General features: G+C 57.6%; 17 protein-coding genes. 3 read left to right on the top strand and 14 right to left on the bottom strand.

Features of this window, described 5'->3' with window-relative positions; translation table 11 throughout:
* Positions 1-211 precede the first annotated feature (211 nt).
* From AB4O05_RS14735 to AB4O05_RS14725, 3 genes are all read left to right on the top strand, one after another.
* On the top strand, positions 212-1,711 hold the full coding sequence (locus AB4O05_RS14735; protein WP_460136880.1) for a sensor domain-containing diguanylate cyclase: 1,500 nt from the start codon (positions 212-214) through the stop codon (positions 1,709-1,711).
* A gap of 188 nt (positions 1,712-1,899) precedes the next feature.
* Positions 1,900-3,159, top strand: coding sequence for a pectate lyase family protein (locus tag AB4O05_RS14730; RefSeq protein ID WP_460136881.1), 1,260 nt, complete (start codon positions 1,900-1,902; stop codon positions 3,157-3,159).
* Positions 3,159-4,742: a rhamnogalacturonan lyase B N-terminal domain-containing protein gene (locus tag AB4O05_RS14725; RefSeq protein ID WP_460136882.1), complete on the top strand. Its 1,584-nt coding sequence runs from the start codon at positions 3,159-3,161 to the stop codon at positions 4,740-4,742. Before AB4O05_RS14730 ends, AB4O05_RS14725 begins: the two co-directional genes overlap by 1 nt.
* A 53-nt stretch (positions 4,743-4,795) precedes the next feature.
* On the opposite strand, the gene AB4O05_RS14720 is transcribed toward AB4O05_RS14725, so the two are convergent.
* From AB4O05_RS14720 to AB4O05_RS14655, 14 genes are all read right to left on the bottom strand, one after another.
* A complete protein-coding gene (locus tag AB4O05_RS14720) occupies positions 4,796-5,515 on the bottom strand; it encodes a FadR/GntR family transcriptional regulator (protein ID WP_460136883.1) in 720 nt (239 codons plus the stop codon).
* Positions 5,516-5,608: 93 nt separating this feature from the next.
* Positions 5,609-5,965 (bottom strand): L-rhamnose mutarotase, encoded by a 357-nt coding sequence (locus tag AB4O05_RS14715; protein WP_460136884.1) that lies wholly within the window; start codon positions 5,963-5,965, stop codon positions 5,609-5,611.
* Positions 5,962-6,933 carry a sugar kinase gene (locus tag AB4O05_RS14710; RefSeq protein ID WP_460164910.1) on the bottom strand — a complete coding sequence of 324 codons (972 nt, stop codon included), beginning with the start codon at positions 6,931-6,933 and terminating at the stop codon, positions 5,962-5,964. The genes AB4O05_RS14715 and AB4O05_RS14710 overlap by 4 nt, the downstream gene beginning before the upstream one ends.
* A gap of 22 nt (positions 6,934-6,955) precedes the next feature.
* Entirely contained in the window at positions 6,956-8,482 is a 1,527-nt protein-coding gene (locus AB4O05_RS14705) for a UxaA family hydrolase (protein ID WP_460136886.1), read from the bottom strand.
* 14 nt (positions 8,483-8,496) lie between these two features.
* On the bottom strand, positions 8,497-9,651 hold the full coding sequence (locus tag AB4O05_RS14700) for a mannitol dehydrogenase family protein (RefSeq protein WP_460136887.1): 1,155 nt from the start codon (positions 9,649-9,651) through the stop codon (positions 8,497-8,499).
* Positions 9,652-9,661: 10 nt separating this feature from the next.
* Positions 9,662-10,672 carry a zinc-binding alcohol dehydrogenase family protein gene (locus tag AB4O05_RS14695; protein ID WP_460136888.1) on the bottom strand — a complete coding sequence of 337 codons (1,011 nt, stop codon included), beginning with the start codon at positions 10,670-10,672 and terminating at the stop codon, positions 9,662-9,664.
* A 51-nt stretch (positions 10,673-10,723) separates the two neighbouring features.
* Positions 10,724-11,596 carry an amidohydrolase family protein gene (locus AB4O05_RS14690; protein WP_460136889.1) on the bottom strand — a complete coding sequence of 291 codons (873 nt, stop codon included), beginning with the start codon at positions 11,594-11,596 and terminating at the stop codon, positions 10,724-10,726.
* Positions 11,593-12,609, bottom strand: a complete 1,017-nt coding sequence (locus tag AB4O05_RS14685; RefSeq protein ID WP_460136890.1) for an aldo/keto reductase — start codon at positions 12,607-12,609, stop codon at positions 11,593-11,595. Before AB4O05_RS14685 ends, AB4O05_RS14690 begins: the two co-directional genes overlap by 4 nt.
* 20 nt (positions 12,610-12,629) lie before the next feature.
* Positions 12,630-13,574: a substrate-binding domain-containing protein gene (locus tag AB4O05_RS14680; RefSeq protein WP_460136891.1), complete on the bottom strand. Its 945-nt coding sequence runs from the start codon at positions 13,572-13,574 to the stop codon at positions 12,630-12,632.
* Positions 13,575-13,604: 30 nt separating this feature from the next.
* Positions 13,605-14,645 (bottom strand): ABC transporter permease, encoded by a 1,041-nt coding sequence (locus tag AB4O05_RS14675; protein ID WP_460136892.1) that lies wholly within the window; start codon positions 14,643-14,645, stop codon positions 13,605-13,607.
* Positions 14,642-16,186 carry a sugar ABC transporter ATP-binding protein gene (locus AB4O05_RS14670; protein WP_460136893.1) on the bottom strand — a complete coding sequence of 515 codons (1,545 nt, stop codon included), beginning with the start codon at positions 16,184-16,186 and terminating at the stop codon, positions 14,642-14,644. The genes AB4O05_RS14675 and AB4O05_RS14670 overlap by 4 nt, the downstream gene beginning before the upstream one ends.
* 225 nt (positions 16,187-16,411) lie before the next feature.
* A complete protein-coding gene (gene uxuA, locus AB4O05_RS14665; RefSeq protein ID WP_460136894.1) occupies positions 16,412-17,587 on the bottom strand; it encodes a mannonate dehydratase in 1,176 nt (391 codons plus the stop codon).
* A gap of 17 nt (positions 17,588-17,604) precedes the next feature.
* Positions 17,605-19,062 carry a mannitol dehydrogenase family protein gene (locus tag AB4O05_RS14660; protein ID WP_460136895.1) on the bottom strand — a complete coding sequence of 486 codons (1,458 nt, stop codon included), beginning with the start codon at positions 19,060-19,062 and terminating at the stop codon, positions 17,605-17,607.
* A 23-nt stretch (positions 19,063-19,085) separates the two neighbouring features.
* Positions 19,086-20,381, bottom strand: coding sequence for an MFS transporter (locus AB4O05_RS14655; RefSeq protein WP_460136896.1), 1,296 nt, complete (start codon positions 20,379-20,381; stop codon positions 19,086-19,088).
* Between the last annotated feature and the right edge of the window lie 40 nt (positions 20,382-20,421).

The following is a 20,421-nucleotide window of genomic DNA, read 5'->3' as shown; positions in this document are numbered from 1 at the left end:
CTGGCGTCGTCGTCAGGTGCTTGATCGCACCGGATCACACACAGCGCTGGCAGTGATCTTCACACCGTCTTCCCGGCGGCGGAACTGACATAAACTGCAATCCACCGTTTCAGAATATGAAACAGCGACACGCCTCCTCCTGGGGCTGGCGGAACGCTATGGGGTAGGCAATCATGGGGTTCAGAAGCAAGCTTCTTTATAGGGTGGTGACGTGAAGCGTGATAGCCGGCTCGTTGTGCTTATGCTGTTTGTGGTCGGCTGCTCGCTGGGAGCGCTGACGGTGTGGAAAGTGCTGGCCTCTCGTGACCGAACGTTGGAGGCAGTGGACGTCCATGGCATGAACCTCACGCAGGCGCTTGCCACCTATTCCGAAGGGATTGTTCGTCAAAGCTCGATACTCCTGCTCGGGCTGGTGGAGCGCTTGGAAAACGAAGGAAGCGGCCCCGCGCAGATCCAGCGGCTGAGCGTATTGATCGCTCAGCAGCGCCCCCTGATGCCGCAACTCAGTGGCGTCACCATCTGCGACGCGCAGGGGCACTGGCTGTTGACCTCCAATCGGCCGATCCCGATCAACCCCAGCAGCAGTGATCGCGCCTATTTCATGCATCATCGCGATAACCCCTCCAACGCGCCGTTCATCGGCCCGCCAGTGCGAAGCCACTCCACCCAGGAGTGGATTGTTACCGTCAGCCGGCGTTTCAACGACGCTGACGGAAAATTCGCTGGCGTAGTGGTCATAACCTTGGGGGTGGAGAATTTCCTGGGGCTTTTCGGGAAAATCGACGTTGGCCAGGAAGGCACCATCGGCTTGTCCCATACCGATGGCACGCTGCTGGTGCGCTACCCATTTCGCGAGCGGGACATTGGCATCGACCTGTCCCGATCGCCCATCTATACCAAATACCTGGTGGACCATTCTGACGGGACCGCGACATTTACCTCCAGCATAGACGGCGTGGAACGGCGCTACGCGTTTCATAAGAGTGATCAAATTCCGCTGATCACTACTGTGGCAATTGGCAGACACGAAGCGCTGGCCGCGTGGCGCCTGGAAACACTGATGTCGGTGGCGGTGGTATCAGGGCTGCTCGGCCTCACCTGCATGATTGGCTGGTACCTGATCCTGGACATGCGCCGCCGTACCGCACTCGAGCTCGTGTTGAGGAGCACTCAGGAGCAGCTACTTTCCTCCAATGAGCAACTTGAACAGCTGGCCATGAAGGACGCCCTGACGGGGTTGGCGAATCGACGCTGCTTTGATGAAAGACTGGCCATGGAGACACGCCGAGCACAGCGCGAGAGATCCTCCTTGGCGCTGCTCATGATTGATGTCGATTATTTCAAGCTGTTCAATGACTTCTATGGGCATGTTGCCGGCGATGCGTGCCTGCAGGGCGTCTCCAAACTCTTGGAAGAATGCATACGACGGCCATCGGACCTGGCGGCGCGCTATGGTGGCGAAGAGCTGGGGGTTATCATGCCCAATACTGACCGCGCCGGCGCACAGGTCGTGGCGCAACATATCCTTGATCGTTTGCAGCAAGCGAACATTACCCACGAATCCAGCCCATTGGGGCGCGTGAGTGTCAGCATCGGCATTGCCGCAACTGATGGCTCCCAACCAGAAACCCTGCAGAGCTTGATCGAAACAGCAGACCAGGCGCTGTATAAAGCCAAGTCATTGGGACGCAACCAGTATGTGATCCTGTAAGAAAACCATCTGATGATCGGGATGGCGTCGATGATTGTCAGTCATCTGGACCGGTTGGCGCCCGCCTGAACCTCAGCTGAAGACAATGGCTATCGGGCCTAAACCGATTGATAAATGCTGGCGTGTATTCAGATCATGGCGGGCCTGTCCGACGAGGCTTGGCCGCCTGTATTGAAGCACTCGGAAAAATGCCATTGACGCTCAAGATTCCCTTTGCGCGATGCCTGTCAGCGGCCGTGCTATCTACCGCTTTGCTGGTACCGCAGCCGTCTCTGGCGGCCAGCCACGCCGACGGTTTTGCCAAGGCCGTGACCGGGGGTGGCGAAGCGCCGACGGTGCATCCCGCCACGCTGGCCGAACTGAAAAAAGCCCTGTGCGCGAGCTTCGACACGCGCGGCAATTGCACCGATGAGACACCGCGCGTTATTGCCTTAGACCGTGTTTTTGACTTTCGCGGTTCGGTGGTATCCGACGGCAGCGCCCAAGCGACAGAAACCGGGTGCATGGCCAACGCCTGCCCCCACGCCGACGGGCAATGGGCAATCGACGGTGCCAACCATTTCTGCCAGTCGAAACCGCCGACCACGGTGACCTATGACAAGGCAGGGTTGCAGCGCCTGAAGATCGGCTCGAACAAAACCCTGGAGGGCGTGGGTGCCCATGCCGGTATTCAGGGCATGGGGTTGTTCATCGGAAGTGGCGCGCACAATGTCATCGTGCGCAACCTGACGCTGTCGGACATCAACCCGCGCGTGGTCTGGGGCGGCGATGCTCTCACCCTGGACGATGCCGACGGCGTGTGGATCGACCATGACACCTTTGCCCGTATCGGCCGGCAGATGATCGTGACCGGTTGGGGCAGCGCGACCCATGTGACGATATCCAACAACGAGTTCGATGGTCGCACGCCCTACTCGGCGACCTGCGATGGCCATCATTACTGGGTCTGGTTGTTCCTGGGCCATCACGACACCCTGACACTGCTTAGAAACTACGTGCATGACACTTCGGGGCGCGCGCCCCATTCCGGCGGAATGGGCAATGCCGAGGTTAGCGCGCAACTGGTCAATAACGTGTTTGCCCATCTGACATACCAGGGCGCGATCATGTCCCGTACCGCCAGCTCCCATCTGTTGGTGGAAGGCAATGACTTCGAAGATGTGACGCACCCGCTGTTCAACGATACCCGGCAACCGGGCACGGCGTATGCCCTCTTCGCCCCTCTCGCGCAGTCGGCCAACGACACCTGCCAGGCCGCGCTTGGCAGGCCCTGTGTTGCCAACCAGCAGCACCTGAGTGGCGACGACTATCGTCCTCAGGACACTCCCGCAGTGGAGGCGTTCAAGCAGTACCGTCAATACCTTATTGCACCGCAGCCTGCCGAAATGGCGCGAGTCGAAGTTCCGCGCGACGCCGGTGCGGGCCACAGCGATCATGGAGACCACTGATGCGACGCCTTTTGCTGATGATGTTTTGCGCGCTTTCGGCCCATGCACACGCCACCGGCTTCGGCTTCACGCACACCGGTTCCCGAATCGTCGTTGACACCGATGCACACCTGCTATTCAGCGTGGACACACGCAATGGCGATCTGGTCTCCCTGCGTTATCGCGACAATGAACTGCAGACCACCGAACCCAAAGCCTCGCAGATTGCATCCGGCCTGGGCAGCGCCCAAGTCGACGCACGCACGCTGGGGGACGTGATTGTCATACGTGCACGGGCGGGTGATCTGACCCACTACTATCTGGCGAAAAAAGGTCGCGCAGCCATTTACATGGCGACCTATGCCCCCACCTTGCTGCCCGTTGGCGAACTGCGCTTTGTTGCGCGGCTCAACGTCAGCAAGCTGCCCAAGGCCGACCGTGGCACCGACTCCAATGTCGGCACGGCGATCGAAGGCAAGGACGTGTTTCTGCTGCCGGACGGACGCACCAGTTCCAAGTTCTATTCGGCACGCCCCATGATCGACGACCCGTTGCACGGTGTTAAAGGCCCGGGCGTCGCCGTGTATATGTTGATGGGCAATCGCGAACTCAGCTCGGGCGGTGCATTTTTCAACGATATTGCCACCCAGAAAACGCCGAACACCCATGAGCTTTACAACTACATGTACTCCAACCACACCCAGACCGAGCCCTATCGCGGCGGCTTGCACGGGGTTTACGGGCTGTTGTTTACCGACGGTGACGCGCCCGACGCCACGTTGACCGACCTGGGTTTTGTCAACAATGACCTGGGCCTGACCGGCTTCCTGGACAGTGCCGGGCGCGGCACGCTGGCCGGCCAGGTTGCCGGCGTGGCCAGTGCGCTGCCGGCAGTGGTGGGTTTGAGCAATGCCAACGCCGAATACTGGGCGCGCGCCGACGACAACGGGCGGTTCGTAGTGACCGGGGTTCGACCGGGACAATACCGCGTCACGCTGTATCAGCGTGAGCTGGAAGTGGCGCAGACCACAGCCACCGTGAGTGCCGGCAGCACCACGCAGACGCGCTTGCAGGCGCAACCGCTGGCCGGCCAGGTGAAATGGCAAATCGGCATGCCCGATGGCACGCCGGCAGGGTTTCTCAACGCCCACCTGCTGCCAGCCGCACACCCCAGCGATTCACGCATGGCGCCATGGGCCCCGGTCACCTACCGCGTTGGCACCCGCACGGCCGACGCATTTCCCGCCGCGCAGTGGCGCGACGTCAACAGCCCCACGCGCATCCAATTCGCATTGGCCGCCAACGAAGTGAGGGCGTATCGGTTGCGTCTGTTTATTACGCTGGCTCAAGCCGGCGGGCGCCCAGCGGTGAGCGTCAATCAACACTGGCAGGCGCCCGTGCCATCGGCCTCGAACCAGCCCGACAGCCGTGGTATCACCCGAGGCACTTATCGCGGTAACAACACCCTGTTCGAGATCAATATCCCGGCCACCGCGCTGCAGGCGGGGGTTAACACGCTGGAGATCGGCGTTGCGTCGGGCAAAACGGGCAAAGGCTTTCTGAGCCCTGGTTTTGTGTTTGATTGTGTGCAATGGGTGCAGTAGATAGTGGCAGATCGCTGAGATGATGGATAAGCGGTCGGCTCCTGGGCTCTCTTTCAGGTGTTCTGCAAGAAAGAATTGCTTTCCATACCTTCGAGCCAGCGACTCTCCGACTGCTTGAGGTGGTAGCGCATCGCGGTTTGTGCCCCCACTAGATCCTTGGCCTGGACGGCATCAAGAATGGCTTCATGCTCAATCACTGCGGCCGCCCAGGTACCACGGCTTTCTGCGTGTTCCCTGATGTGAGCAGACATCGGGCTGTGCCTTTCATCGAATAATGCGCAAATGATTTTAAGCAGCGCAGTGTTGCCACTCATTTTGGCGAGCCGATAGTGAAATTTCCGGTCTTCATCAACGGCCTGCGTGCCTGTTGCAACGCCCTCTCGCATACCGTCGATACACGCCTTCAAATAGCGATAATCGGCTTTGGTGCCATTCATGCAAGCCATAACAATGGACTCGCCTTCAATAATAGCGCGAGCCTGCATCAGTGCCGATGGACTCTCCCCAAACGTGGAGGTTTTACTTTTTGCGTCGAGCAGCTTCTGGCAAACATAAATCCCGGAGCCCATTTTTATTTCGATACTGCCGTCTATTTCCAGAGCAATGAGTGCTTCACGCAATGAGGGTCGGGATACCCCAAGTATTTGCACAAGATCGCGCTCTGCCGGAAGACGGGAGCCCGCCTTGAATTCCCCCTGACGTATGCGCTCCCTGAGACGATCAGCGATGATTTGGTAGACCTTACGTTCTGCAGGTATCTTTTCTTGAGGCATTGAAGAAAGTCCGTGATTATCGCGAAAAGATTACCATAGGGACGTCCAGTTCTCTGCAGGCAGCCGCTTACAGGCGGGCATCTCTGCGCGCAGCTATTGGATAGCGTCGCCGGTGCGCAAGGTGGCGCTTAACCTGAAAATCTCCTTGGACAGCTTCCATTTTCCGCCTGCGGAGCCTGGTATTGCGCACTGAAATCGCCACATCAGTTGCTCCCACTCCTGCACTTTCGGGTTGCTGGCTTCCATTGTCTGCAGGCGCTCAAAGGAAAAGTCATCGCCGGCTTCCAACAGCATGATCAGTCGATTCTGATAACGCCAAATGGTCATGTCTTTCACACCCGCCAGGCGCAAATGATCCAGTACCTCAGGCCATACCGCCTGGTGGTACATCTCATATTCGGCGATCAGAACGGGGTCATCCTTGAGGTCGAGTACTTGGCAATATCTCATCGTGGCGAGCTCTGATGCGTGTCAGTTTGTTTAGCACTCTGGAAAAAAGCCGACATTTCTTCACGTGTTGGCAGCCCGTCACTATCGCCGGGAAAACCCAACACCCGAGCGCCAATCAGGTTTCCTCTGTCGACTGCCTGCGCGATGGGTAAGCCTTCAATCAATGCGCTGATAACACCACACGCAAATCCATCACCTGCTCCGACCGTGTCAACCACATCGCTGACCACGTAGCCTGGGCAAAGCCCCCGCTCGGTCGGCGTTCCATAGTAGGCCCCTGCCGCGCCAAGCTTGACCGCCACCCGTGAACAGCCCTTGTCGATATAAAAACTCACGATGTCATCCACCGTATCCAAGCCGGTAAGAAGCTGCGCTTCCGCCAGCCCGGGAAATACCCAATCGGCAAGACCTGACAGTTCGTTGAGGCACTCTCTCATCACTGTGGCGCTCGGCCAGAGTGCTGCGCGCAGATTGGGATCAAACGATACTGTTCGCCCGGCCGCTCGCATGTCCCTGGCCATGTGAAATATGAGTGCGCAGGCACTTGGACTCAGCGCGGGGCTGATGCCTGTTATATGCAAGTGTCGAGCAGCCGTGCAATAACTTGCGGGGTAATCGTCGATGCCAAGGTGGCTCGCGGCGGAGCCTTTGCGATGATACTCAATGTCCGGATCGCCTCCGTCGGATCGACGTGATTTGAACATCAGCCCCGTTGAATGCAACGGGTCCTGAATCACAAATCGGTGATCGATATTCTCCCTGGACATCACTTCTCGAAGCCAATGCCCCAGGCAGTCGTCACCCAATCGGCTGACGAAGCCCACACGGTGTCCCAGGCGGGAAAGCCCGGTCGCGACATTCAGTTCCGCGCCGGCAGCTACCCTGACATAACGATCCGCGTCCTTAAGGGGGCTGGCCTTCTGCGAAGCGAAGAGTCCCATTGCCTCTCCGCAGGTCACGACACTCATCACGGGTGCTATTACGTTCATGTCACATCACCGCCCCGATTTGCCAGGGCAGGAACTCATTGTCGCCCATGCCGTTTTTCTCGCTGCAGGTTTTGCAACCCGACGCCGTTGCGATCATCAACTCGAACAGCCTGCGCCCCGCATGAGCCACCGATTCATGGCCAGTGACAATCTCGCCAGCGTTGAAGTCCATGTCCAACTCCATACGATGGAACAGTTCGGTATTGGTCGCGATTTTCAAGGAAGGCGTTGGCTTACACCCGTAGGTCGAACCCCGTCCCGTTGTAAAGCAGATAAGGTTGGCGCCTCCCGCCACCTGGCCGGTCGCCGAGACCGGATCGTAGCCGGGCGTATCCATGAATACCAAGCCTCTGGTCTTTACCTTTTCTGCATATTGGCAGACGTCCATCAGCCCCGTCGTTCCAGCTTTTGCCACGGCACCCAGTGATTTTTCAAGAATGGTGGTAATCCCTCCGGTCTTGTTACCCGGTGACGGGTTGTTGTTCATATCTCCACCGTTGTGCAATACGTACTGTTCCCACCAGCGCACACGCTGCATCAATCGATCAGCGATATCCGACGTGGCGGCGCGTGCGGTAAGCAGATGTTCGGCGCCATAGATTTCCGGAGTTTCGGACAGTATCGCCGTGCCTCCTTGACGTACCAGCAGGTCGACCGCCTCACCTAACGCCGGATTGGCACTGATACCCGAGTAACCGTCGGAGCCTCCGCACTGAAGGCCGACTATCAGATGACTGAGCGGCTGAGAGGTACGCCGTGCGGCGTTGACGACAGGAAGCATGTGCTCGATGAGCGCGATGCCCTCCTTTACCGTTTCTCGCGTTCCGCCAGCCTCCTGGATAATCAGGCTCGACATGAGGCCACTTGGACGTGGACTCAAGTCATCCATCAGGGGGACGAGCTGATTGACTTCACAGCCGAGCCCGATCAACAAAATACCTGCAAAATTAACGTGGTTGGAGTAGCCCAGCAGCGTGCGCTTGAGGATGTCCATTCCCTCCCCTTTTGCCCCCATGCCGCATCCGCTGCCGTGGGTAATTGCAACGACGCCATCAACCTGCGGCCATGGGTTGAGGGCATCGCCCTTGAAGGCTTCGGCAATTTGCTTGCAGACGGTGGCGGAGCAGTTGACGCTGGAAATAACGCCGATAAAGTTGCGCGTACCGACCCGCCCGTCGTCTCTCAGAAAGCCTTCGAAGGTGATTGGTTTTTCAACCAGGGACGTAGGCCGATATACGCTTTTCAGCGCCTGTGACGAAGCGTCTGAAGGCATGTCCAGATTATGAACATGAACATGATCGCCAGGGTGCAGGTCGCTCGTTGCCTGCCCTATGACCTGACCGTACTTGTGCACGAGGCTACCGGTTCTGAGCGCTCTAAGCGCTATCTTGTGGCCTGAAGGGATGAGGTCTTGCGCAACGACGGTGACGCCGTCGACACTCACCTCTGTCCCCTTGTCCAGAGCTGTCCGAGCAATCGCGACATCGTCGCCAGGTGCCAGAAGAATTAACGGGCTAAGTACTGCCATTTCCTGGATCCTCATTAGGCAAGCCTCACTGAGTGGCCGCTCGAGAGCGCTTCATTTAAACGTGGTTGAACCCGTTCGGGACAAACCTGTGCCGCCAGCTTTATCAACGGCAAGATCCGTCGACGCTTTTTCTCTTCATGGTTCTGGGCGATGTCGGCAATACGGTGCTGCAGAAATGGATTGAGCAGGCGATCCCTGACGGTGGCGAGGTAAGCTTGAGCGATCTCGCTTTTGCCCAGCGCATCGAAAACCGGTAGCACTTCCTGCGCCCAAACCCTTTCCAGGTCGGCCCGCAACACAGGATCACTCATGGCCTGGTGCACTGTTTCGTCCTGGGCCCGCCCCTCCTCAAGCCAGCGTTCGGCGAGGTAGCTATGCCCCAGATTGAGCAGAAACAACTTGAGCTGCTCAAACTGTTCAAGGTCGTCGGTTAACACCACCGCAGGGTGCGAACAGGGCAACGTCAACCCCGCCTGACGCTCGATCGCCCACAACGCATAGGGTTCAGCTACCGCACCGATGGGTTGGATCGGCTCGGAGACGATGCGGTCAACCAGTGAGTTGGCCCAAAGGCACGTTTGGGACAGGTAGCGAATAAACGCCTGATCCAGTTGCCACTCCGCCGCCAATGCGACGATCAAGTCCCGTAGCACATCGCCGTTACGCACCACTAATTCACAGGGAAACAGGGAAATCGCAGCCGTCGGTCTTTTTGACCAACGACCCTGCAACAGCACGAGCAGCTTTGCGGGAAAGCTCCTTGGCGTCGGCGCGTGGTGTGCCAGCAAACTTGCGTTGTCGAGAGGGTCCAGCCGATAACCACTGTCGCCGGTATTGGAAATGACCACCTGGATGTCGTCTATAAATACCTGGCGCAATAACGCCCATTCAGCCTCCGCATGGACAGCCCGTTGCACTGACGAGGACCAATGAACTTCGTCGACCTCCCGGCCATCCCGGATGCCCTGGACTTTTACGGGATAAGCGCTTCCCGATGCCAGCGCAGCCACTCGCTGCGCACTGTCCGGATTGCCCGTGGTCTGTACGACAGTAATCTTGCCCAACGCTTGACCGCGCGCCAGCGCATCGGACACGAAGAGATCGACATGGGCCTGAAGAAAGCGGCTGGTACCGAACTGCAGAATTGGAGCTACATCTGACGCGATCATTGCCAAGCTCCTAGCACTCGATGATTGCCTTGACGACGCCTTGCGAGGGGTCCAGCAACGTAGAGAACTGGCTCACGACGTCGACCAGTTTCATCCGGTGGGTATTGAGCGCGGCATCCGGTATCAGGCCTTCACGCAGACACTGCTGCACATAATGAAAGTCCTCGACGGTTGCATTGCGGCTGCCGAGCAACGTCGCTTCGCGTTTGTGAAACTCTGGATCGGCAAACGTGATGGTGTCCTTCACAACGGAGATCATCACGTATTTGCCTCCATGGGCGATGAACTCAAAGCCCCGTTCCATCGCTTTGGCATTCCCGGTGGCATCGAATACAACATCAAAGAATTCGCCGTCGGTAAGCGCCGAAAGTTGTTCCTTATCGCTGTCGCCGACCGTCACCGTGGCATCGACCTTGAGGTGTTCACGGCAAAATTCGAGACGGTCATCACGGGTGTCCAGAACGCTGACCACCGCGCCCCTGAGCTTCGCGAAAATCGCCGCAGCCATGCCTATCGGCCCTGTGCCGACTACCAGCGCGCGTTGACCGGACTGAATGTCGGAGCGCCTTACGGCATGTGCGCCAATAGACAGAAATTCGATCATGGCGGCTTGATCGAGGGTGATCCCCTCAGCCTTGTGTACGAATTGAGTGGGCAGGCTGAGGTACTCGGTGAACGCGCCATCGCGATGCACACCGAGCACCTGGATGCGTGTGCAACAGTTGGTTTTGCCCTGCCTGCATGCAATACAAGTTCCACAGGAGATATACGGCATTACATACACCACGTCGCCTGCCGCCAAGCCACTCGCGGCGTCACTCTCCTCAACGACGCCTGAAAATTCATGCCCCATCACTCTGGGGTATTCAAGATAAGGCTGATTTCCCGTGAAGATATGCAAGTCGGTACCGCAGACTCCCACACGCCTGATTCGAATCAATGTTTCGCCATCGCCACGGGTCGGAGTTTTACGCTCCAGAGCAACCAGCGAACGCGGCTTTTCACAAATAACTGTCAACATGATTATTCCCCGATCCACTTTGAGTGGTTGGTTGTCGATGCAAGGGCAGACTCAGGACTGGATGAGCGCGGGTCGGCCGCAATCAATCCGATAAAAAAGACAGGCGTTGATGCCCATGATCAATTGGGTACTTTCGCGGATAGATCGGCTCTCATGCTCCTCCAGGTACTGGCGAGTCATCGTCCACCACGCGAAGTAATCCGAAGCGAGATTGATCACAGGCCAATCGCTGCCCCACATCACCCGCTGTGGGCCAAATAACGCAAGGACGCTGTCCATGTAAGGTTGCAATGCCTGGGCACCGTCGCCTTGCGCGGCCTCCGTGAGCAGACCGGACAGCTTGCAATACACGTTTGGCAGGGCTGCCAGCCGCTGGAGGTGATGGCGCCAGGGCTCGGTCTGCCGACTGGCGATATCCGGCTTTCCCGCGTGATCGATCACGATCCTCAATGCGCGATTACGCGAGGCCAAGGCCACCACCCCGCTAAGATGCTTAGGCAAAACCAGCACATCGAGACTCAGATCGTGCTCCACAAGCGCATCCAGAGCACCTTGGATCTGGCTCTCCTCGATCCAGTTGTGAGCCGGCAGAGCTTGCAACATGGCGCGCACCCCCTTGAATTTTGGATGCTGAGCCAAGCGTGTTATCTCCTGCACTGCCGTGGTTGAGGTCAGGTCGACCCACCCCACTACGCCCAGGATGCTTGCGTGTCGGTCGGCCAACTCCAGCAGGAAACCGGTATCGCCCAAGTGGGGGTTCGATTGAACGGCGACGGTTCCATCGATACCACATTCGCGCAGGTGTTCATTCAAGTCCTCAGGTGTGAAGTCCTTGAAAATAGGCGCCAGGTCAGCCGAAGGCCAATCCCCATGGCCGCTGCCGAGACGCCAGTAGTGTTGATGGGCATCGATGCAAAGCGTCATGGGGCACCTTTGGGCAATGGCGCATCAGCGTCAATCAACGCCCGATCTTGAAGTGCCTTCCAGAAAGCTTCCGGTATGTCCTGCTCGAACCACGCGATACTCCGGTCGAGTTGCTGTGGCGTGCGTGTACCAACGACACAAGACACCACCGCGGGATGCGCCATCGGAAACTGCAAGGCTGCCGCGGGCAGAGGCACCTCAAATTCTTCACAGGCCGTTTTCAGCGCCTGGACTTTTGCAATCACCGCAGGGGGCGCTTCGCCATAATCAAAGTGTGCGCCGCCGGCAAGAATGCCTGAGTTGAATACCCCCCCGACTACAATTGAATTGCCCTGCTCCAGGCATTTGTTCATCAGTAGTCCGAGACTTTGCTGATCAAGCAGCGTGTAACGCCCCGCCAGCAATGTGCAGTCCAACTGGCATTCGTTCATGCTGTCCTGCACAACTTCCCATTCGTTGACACCCAAGCCAATGGCGGCAATCGCTCCGCTCTCTCGCAGACTTTCAAGCGCTCGAAATCCGCCTCCTCTGGTCAAATGATCCCAATGAATAGAGTGCCGTTCGCCGTGGGTAAGCCGCCCGATATCATGCACGTACAGGATATCGATGCTGCAGACCCCCAGACGTTGAAGGCTGTCTTCATAAGCGCGCATGATCGCGTCGTACCCATAGTCGTACACGGGCCGGAAAGGCAGCGGATTGGCCCATCCGTCGTCCCCATTGCGTACGGAATCATCGGCGCGCAGCAGCCGACCGACTTTTGTACTAAGGATAAAATCGGCCCGCGAGCGCTCGGCCAATTCAGTGCCCACCCGGCGTTCGGAACGGCTGTACCCATAAAAGGGCGCCGTATCGTAATAACGGATTCCCCGATCCCAGGCGGCTTGCAGCGTTTGTGTCGCCTGGTCCGCAGAGACTTCCCGGTAGAGGCCACCCACTTGTGAGCATCCCAAGCCGAACACCCCTATTTCCAGCGAGCGTTTGGAAAGCCATCGTTTTTCGGAGATTTTCAAGTTTGCTCACTCCCTTCCAATCAATACAGGACGTTCCGAGCCTCGGAACTGTCGATGTTCGATTTATCGATCAGGAGGACGCCGGTATCGATATTCTTGGGCACTGCAGTCCCGGCGATGACCTTGGCGACGGCGGTCACCGAATCTAGCCCCATCTTGTACGAGCTTTGAACGATGATTGAATCGAGGGTGCCATCCTTCACAAAGTTCTGAAGGTCTTCGTTGCCGTCAAATCCGATGGCGACCAGTTTTCCGGCTTTTCCGGCTTGTGCGATAGCGCGGGCCATGCCTACGGCCGTCGGCTCGTTGGCACCATAAATGCCTTTAAGATCGGGATTCGCCGCCAGCACATCGGTGGTTTGATTGAGCGCGTTGGCCATCTGGGCCTGAGAATAGAATGGGCCCACGATAGTCAGGTTCGAGTGCTGCTTTATGTAGTTGATGAACCCGCCTACTCGACCAATTTCAGATCCCGCGCCGGGCACGTAGGACATCACGGCGATCTTGCCGGTCTTTCCGACTTTTTCGATCATGCGTTGCGCGCAGAGCTCGCCGGCCCTGGCGTTATCCGTTGAGAGGAACGACTGATAATAAGCAGCTGCGTCCGGGGAAACCGCCGAGTCGATAAGTACCACCGGAATATGCGCTTCCCAGGCCAGTTTTATGGCAGGCACCAGGGCATCCGGGTCGGCAGCGGCCAGAACAATCCCGGAAACCTTGCGGTTGACCGCATTGACCACCATGTTCACTTCATCCGCTACCGCCGATTCGGATGCAGGCCCCTGAAAAGTTACCGTCATGTTCGGCAGTTCCTTTGCGGCCGCTTGCGCACCTTTTTGAACATTCTGCCAATAGTTGGAATTTGCACTTTTGACGATCACTGCAATTTCATTATTACTTGCGAACGTGGGGGCGGATGCGAGTAAGGCAGTCATAACAATCGCAATCAAGTTTAGCTTGTTCATCGAGATTCCTTATTGTTGTCGATCTATGGCTTATCTTTTCCGGTTTCTGAGCTGGTCAATACACACGGTCAGCAAGATGACGAGCCCGATGATGATTTGTTGGGTAAAACTGGAAACACCCAACATATTCAAACCATTGCGCAAAATGCCTATGGTGAACGCACCAATTATGGTGCCGGATACACTACCGATACCGCCCGATAAGGAAGTACCGCCAATGACCGCGCTGGCAATAGCGTCGAGTTCATACATGACACCTTCATTGGGCTGTGCGGTTACCAACCGGGACATCAATACACAGCCGGTCAACCCTGCAAGCACACCGGACAGTACATAAGTGAACAGCGTCACTCGGTTAACATTCACCCCGGACAATCTTGCCGCTTCCGCATTGGATCCGACGGCGTAAATGTGACGCCCCAGGCGTGTACGGCTCAAGATCATCCAAAGCCCGATTGCCAGGGCGATCATGATCACCACCGGGTACGGGATACCGGGAAAGATGACATCCGGGAAACCATTGGCACCGATGTTCTCTATGCGAAAAAGAGTACCGTTGCCCAGGGTGCCGAACCCCTTGCCCAGGCCCGAGACAGGTTGAGCATCCGTCAGCCGCAGGGCGAGGCCTCTGGCAACCAGCATCATTCCCAACGTGGCAATGAAGGGTGGAAGCTTCAGTCGAGTGATGAAAACACCGTTAATGGCGCCGCATATCCCCCCCACCAGCAGGCCGACCAGGATGCCGACGGGAATTGAGGCACCGGCTTTGATGGCCAGTGCGTTGGCTACCCCTGCCAACGCCAGGACCGAGCCCACCGAAAGATCGATACCGCCGGTGATAATGACCGCGGTCGCACCAAGCCCGAGGAAGGCAATAGAGGTGACTTGCAGCGCCACGCTCATACCGTTGCCCATCGATAAGAAAGCCTCGCTGGTACTTGCGAATACGAGGATCAGGGCAAAGAGGCTGGCCAAGGCGCCGAACTTTTGTAAAAGCTCTTTGCGTCGATCGGTATTGATCGGGTTTGCGGTAACGGGTGCGGCAGGCTTATCGATACTCAGGTCGCTCATTTGGAATACCCCGACGCGTAACGCATGATTTCTTCTTGTGATGTAGTGCGAGCATCAAGTTCGCCGGTTGCATGCCCCTCATGGAAGACCAGAATTCGATCACTCATACCCAAGAGTTCGGGAAGTTCGGAACTGATCAACACAATCCCGATACCTTGCGACGCCAACTTATCAATCAGTTCATAGATGGCATACTTGGCACCGACGTCTACGCCCCTGGTAGGCTCGTCAAAAAACAGAATTTTGGAGTTTCGAAACAGCCATTTGGCGATAACAACTTTTTGCTGGTTTCCACCCGAAAGATAGCGGGTAATCTGTTCAGGCGAAGGGGTGCGAATGCCGAGACTATCGATGTAGCTGCGTGCGGCCTTGTTTTCATCCTTGAATCGAATGAATCCAAAAGCGTTACAGACCGCCTCCATGTTTGCCAGGGTAATGTTGCTCGCAAGCGACATTTTCAAGGCCAGTCCGTCACTCTTGCGGTCTTCCGACAGGTAAGCGATGCCGTGCCGAATGGCGTCCTGTGGCTTGTTGATCGCAATGGGGTTGCCGAAAAGCTCCAGGCTGCCGGTATCGATAGGATCCGCGCCAAAAATGGCACGTGCGATCTCAGTCCTGCCTGCGCCCATCAGCCCTGCAAATCCCAGGATCTCGCCTTTGCGAAGCTCAAAATCAATCGACTGAAATGCGCCTTTTCGGCTGAAATTCCGGACTCTGAGCAACACCTCTTCAGTAGGCACGCCGGTTCGCGGCGGAAACTTTTCCTTCAGCGACCGACCGACCATTTCAGCAACGATCGTATCGATGGTGGTGTCGATGAAGAGCGAGGTAGAAACATAACAACCGTCCCGCATGACGGTGACCCGATCAACAATGTGTTGCATTTCGTCCAAGCGATGCGAGATGTACAGCATGCCGACGCCCTGGGTCTTCAACTCCTTGATAATTCGAAAAAGCTGAGTCGTCTCCGTTTCGGTCAGTGACGAGGTGGGTTCGTCAAGGATCAGCACTTTTGCATTCAGCGATAAGGCCTTGGCGATTTCGACCATCTGTTGCTGAGCGACGGAAAGTTTTTTAACCAACATGGTGGGGTCAATATCGACCCCTAGGCGTTGAAGGCACTCGCGTGTGTCCGAGAGCAGTTTTCGCCGGTCGATGAGTCCGAACTTCACAGGCTCTCTTGCCAAGTACACGTTTTCAGCGACAGACAGATGCGGTACCAGATTGAGTTCCTGGTGGATGATTGCAATGCCAACCCGCTCGGCATCCCCCACCGATTGAAACATTCGCTCTTCACCCAGATAGGCAATTGTCCCTTCGTCGGGAGCCAGTTGCCCACTGATGACTTTCATCAAGGTCGATTTGCCGGCTCCATTTTCGCCGCATATCGCATGCACCTCTCCTTCATTGAGGCTAAGCGACACACCGTTCAATGCGAGTACACCGGGAAAACGCTTGACGATGTTTTTCAATTGCAAGCAAGGAGGAGCCGGGGGCGGTTGAAATGCAGGCTCACGAGATAGAGATGGCAAGACATTCAAGGTGGCGTTCTCATTTATTTTTATTAAAGGTCTAGAGACCCATTAAGAAAATGCACTCCCCGCAATCTACGCTTGAGAAAAATTATTGGCAAGACCAATTTTGTTTTTTAATGATTGGACAGACCAGTTTGGATTTTTTAAGCGCCTGCGAGGCAAAAACCAGGCGTTAAAAAATGCCGTAGCACGCGCAGTCGCACGCATGCTACGGGCGTGGCAGTCAGGCCATCAGTCCGACTGTTGACGCATAGCCAATTCCACGCCACGGATTTCCGCCAGGCCCTTGAGGCGTCCGATCAGCGAATAGCCGGGGTTACTTTTACGGTGCTGATCGTCGAGCAGTTGATGCCCATGGTCCGGACGCAGCGGCAAGCGCGGGCCGCCTTCGCGCTCACGTCTGCGCTCTTCCGCCACCAGGGCACCGATGACCCCGACCATGTCGACGTCGCCGTCCAGGTGATGGGCTTCATGGAAGCTGCGCGGGTCAGCCTCACGGCGGGTTGAGCGCAGGTGAGTGAAGTAGATGAACGGCGCGAAGTGCTTGGCCATCGCCACCAGGTCGTTGTCTTCACGCACGCCATAAGACCCGGTACAGAATGTCAGGCCATTGGCCGGGCTGGGGACGGCGTCCAGCAACCACCGGGCATCTTCGGCGGTGGACAGAATACGCGGCAGGCCAAGCAGCGCACGGGGTGGGTCGTCTGGATGGATCGCCATGCGTACGCCCACTTCCTCCGCAACCGGAATCACCGCGCGCAGAAAATACCCCAGGTGTTCACGCAACCTGTCGGCGTCGATGCCAGCGTAGGTGCGTAGTAAAGCCCGAAAGTCTTCCAGGCTGTAATGCTCCTCGGCACCGGGCAAACCGGCGATCAAGGTATTGACCAATGTCTCGGTGCGGGCTGGCGTCAGTTGCTCGAAGTAGGTTTTGGCCCGCTGGATATCCTCGGCGCTGTATTCGGCCTGGGCATCCGGACGCTGCAGGATGAACAGGTCGAACGCAGCAAACGCGGTTTGATCGAAACGCAGCGCCCAACCGCCATCTGCCAGCTCCCAGGCCAGGTCAGTGCGGGTCCAGTCGAGCACCGGCATAAAGTTGTAGCACACGATATCGATGCCGCAACTCGCTAGATTGCGCACGCTTTGCTGGTAGTTGGCGATGTATTCGTCACGTCCGCCGCAGCCGCGCTTGATGTCTTCATGCACCGGAATGCTTTCCACCACCGACCAGCTCAAGCCTGCGGCTTCGATCATCCGTTTGCGCGCCGCGATAGCCGCCACCGGCCAGACTTCGCCATTGGGGATGTCGTGCAATGCGCTGACAATGCCAGTCGCACCGGTTTGACGGATGTCCGCCAGAGAGATCGGATCTTTGGGGCCAAACCAACGCCATGTGTGTTCCATGGGGTACTCCTGTCCTGTTATTTCGGGGCAGCACGGTTGTGCAGAAGACTCGCCATGCCATCGCGGGCCAGGGCGGCATAGGCGCGTTGCACTGCTTCGCGAAAGACTGCGCGATCGGACAATACGGCCGGGAACACTTCGTCCAGGCCGAGAAAGGCATCCACCAACGCCGCGCCTTCGAACCGGTCGGCAAGACCGGCAAAGGTTGCGCTCAAGGGGTCATCGATCGCCTGTGCCGAACCGTCGGCCTGCGGCTGCGTGCAGTAGTGAATCCAGGCAGCGATGCCCAATGCGGTACAACTCAGGTCGCGCCCCTCGTCGAGCAACTGCCGTGCACCGAGCAACCAGCGTTGCGGCAGTTTCTGTGAGCCATCCATGGCGATCTGGCGCAGCCGATGTTGCAGACTGTCATTGGCAAACCGCGCCTTCAGCTCCTGGGCGTAGAGCGCGAGATCAATGCCCGCCGGCATGGCCAGGGTCGGCGCTGCTTCCTCGGCCATATAGCGTTCGATGAAATGCGCCAGGTCCGCATCGTTGATAGCGTCGAACACCGAGTCGTGGCCGACCAGCAACCCCACATAGGCCAGCAACGAATGACTGCCGTTGAGCATGCGCAGCTTCATCGTTTCAAACGGGCGGACGTCCTCCACCATCTGTACCCCTTCCACTTCCCAATCCGGACGCCCGAGAGGAAAGTGATCCTCGATCACCCACTGGCTGAAACGCTCGCAGACCACGGCCGCACGGTCATGACAGCCCAGTTGCTGTTCCAGCCGAGTGAAGGACTCGCCATTCATGGCGGGAACGATTCGGTCCACCATGCTGCCAGGGAACGCCACATGCTCATTGACCCATTGCGCCAACCCTTCGTCCTGCACCGCCGCCAGCGCGCTCACTGCCTGGCGGGTGCGCTGGCCGTTATCGGGCATGTTGTCGCAGCACAACACAGTGAACGCAGGAATGCCGGCTGCGCGGCGGCGGCGCAAGGCTTCGAGGAGAATGCCGGGGGCTGTGCGCGGCGCGTGTGGATGAGCGATGTCGTGGACAATCGCTGGATCTTCAGTGCGCAACTGCCCGGTGGCAGGATTCAGGCAGTAACCTTTCTCGGTAATCGTGAGCGTGACGATGCGTGTTTGCGCTGCAGCCATGCGCTGCAACAGCTGCTCAAGTTCATGACCACCCTCGCCCACATACAAGGCCTGGCGCAGTACACCGATCTCACGCAGCGTCACCTGTTCGCGGTCGCGATACTCGGCTACATGGTAGCAGCCGTCCTGCTCGCGCAATTGATCGACCAACGTGCGATTCGAACGCAGGTTCGCGCTGCACAATCCCCAATCACTTTCACCATGACGATTGAGATGGTGTTGCAGGTAGACCGCCTGGTGGGCGCGATGAAACGCCCCCAGGCCAAGATGCACAATTCCAATCTCACGGATGGCGCCGCTGGAGGGCACACGGTTGACTATGGGCATCGACACGCTCCTTTCATGACGGGTTATGGCCGGCTCAGGACCGAGCGTGGTTGCGCGCCGTGTACCGGCGAACTACCACCGGCATCCGCCGCCGACAGGGGTTTGACATAGCGCGCCACACACACGGCGCCAATCACGGTCAACACTCCCGCCAGCAAAAATGCGCTGGTGAACGAACCGGTGAATTGCACCAGAAAACCAGTCAAGGTAGGCCCGATAATGCCCGAGGTGTTGGCCAGAAAATGCATGAAGCCACTGACGCCGCCCACCCGTGCGGCAGGCACGGTGTCTTGGATGATCGCCCAGTAGATGGCACCGGTTAGGTAAAGGAAGAACACCGCCAAGGCGACGAGGATGACCGCCGGATACAGGGTTTTGACGATCCCGGCAAAGGCGATACACGCGGCGCAGAACAACAGGCACGTCACCAGTACGACCTTGCGGGAGAACATCATCCGCCCGGTTCTTTTGAACACGAAGTCGGAAATGAAACCACCGAGGGCCAGGCCGAGGAAACCCAGGACCCAGGGAATGACGGTGGCAATGCTCATGTCTTTGACGTTGAGACCGTGGGCCATGGTCAGGTAGCTGGGGAACCAGGTCAGGAAGAAGAACAGCGTGTAGTTATAGGAAAAGAATGCCAGGGACGTGAACAGCACCGTAGGCTGCTTGAGGTAGTACCGTAACGGGAACACCGGCTGCGCCGCCAGCTCGCCTTGGCTTTCGGCCCGCTGAATATCCTCGGCGCCTTCGCCTTCAGGCCGTTCCTTGACGAACTTGTACCATACCGCCGCCCAGATCAGGCCGATCACCATGATGATAATGAACGACATCTTCCAGCCGTAGGTAACGGCAATGAAGCCCACCACCGGCCCGGAAATCGCCCCGCCCAACGGTGTACCGGACATCGACGTGCCAATCGCCCGCGCCCTGCGCTTGGGGGCGTACCAGTTGTTGATCATCTTGCTCGTCGTGACACTCAGTGGCCCCTCCCCCATCCCGAACAGGATGCGGATGAATACCAGCGAGGCAAAGCCAATCGTCAGCACCGTAAGACCGCTGAACAGTGACCACAGCACCATCGCCAGCAGCAGCGTGGTTTTCGCGCCGTAGCGGTCGGCCGCCCAGCCGCCGACAAAGTTGAACACCGCATAACCGACGAAAAAACTACTGAAGATCATGCCCATTTCACCCGTTGAAAGACCGTAGTCTTTCTGGATAAAAGGCGCGGCAACGGACAATGCCGAGCGATCCAGGTAATTGATGACGCCTGCCAGGAACAGCATGACGATGATTAATGTGCGACCTTGACCAAACATTGGAACCTCCCGCTTCTTGTGTTTATTCGGTGAGGGTGCC

The sequence above is a fragment of the Pseudomonas sp. S1_G07 genome (assembly GCF_054668565.1).
The sequence above is the reverse complement of the archived record's forward strand: the minus strand, read 5'-3'. Positions and strand labels throughout refer to the sequence as shown.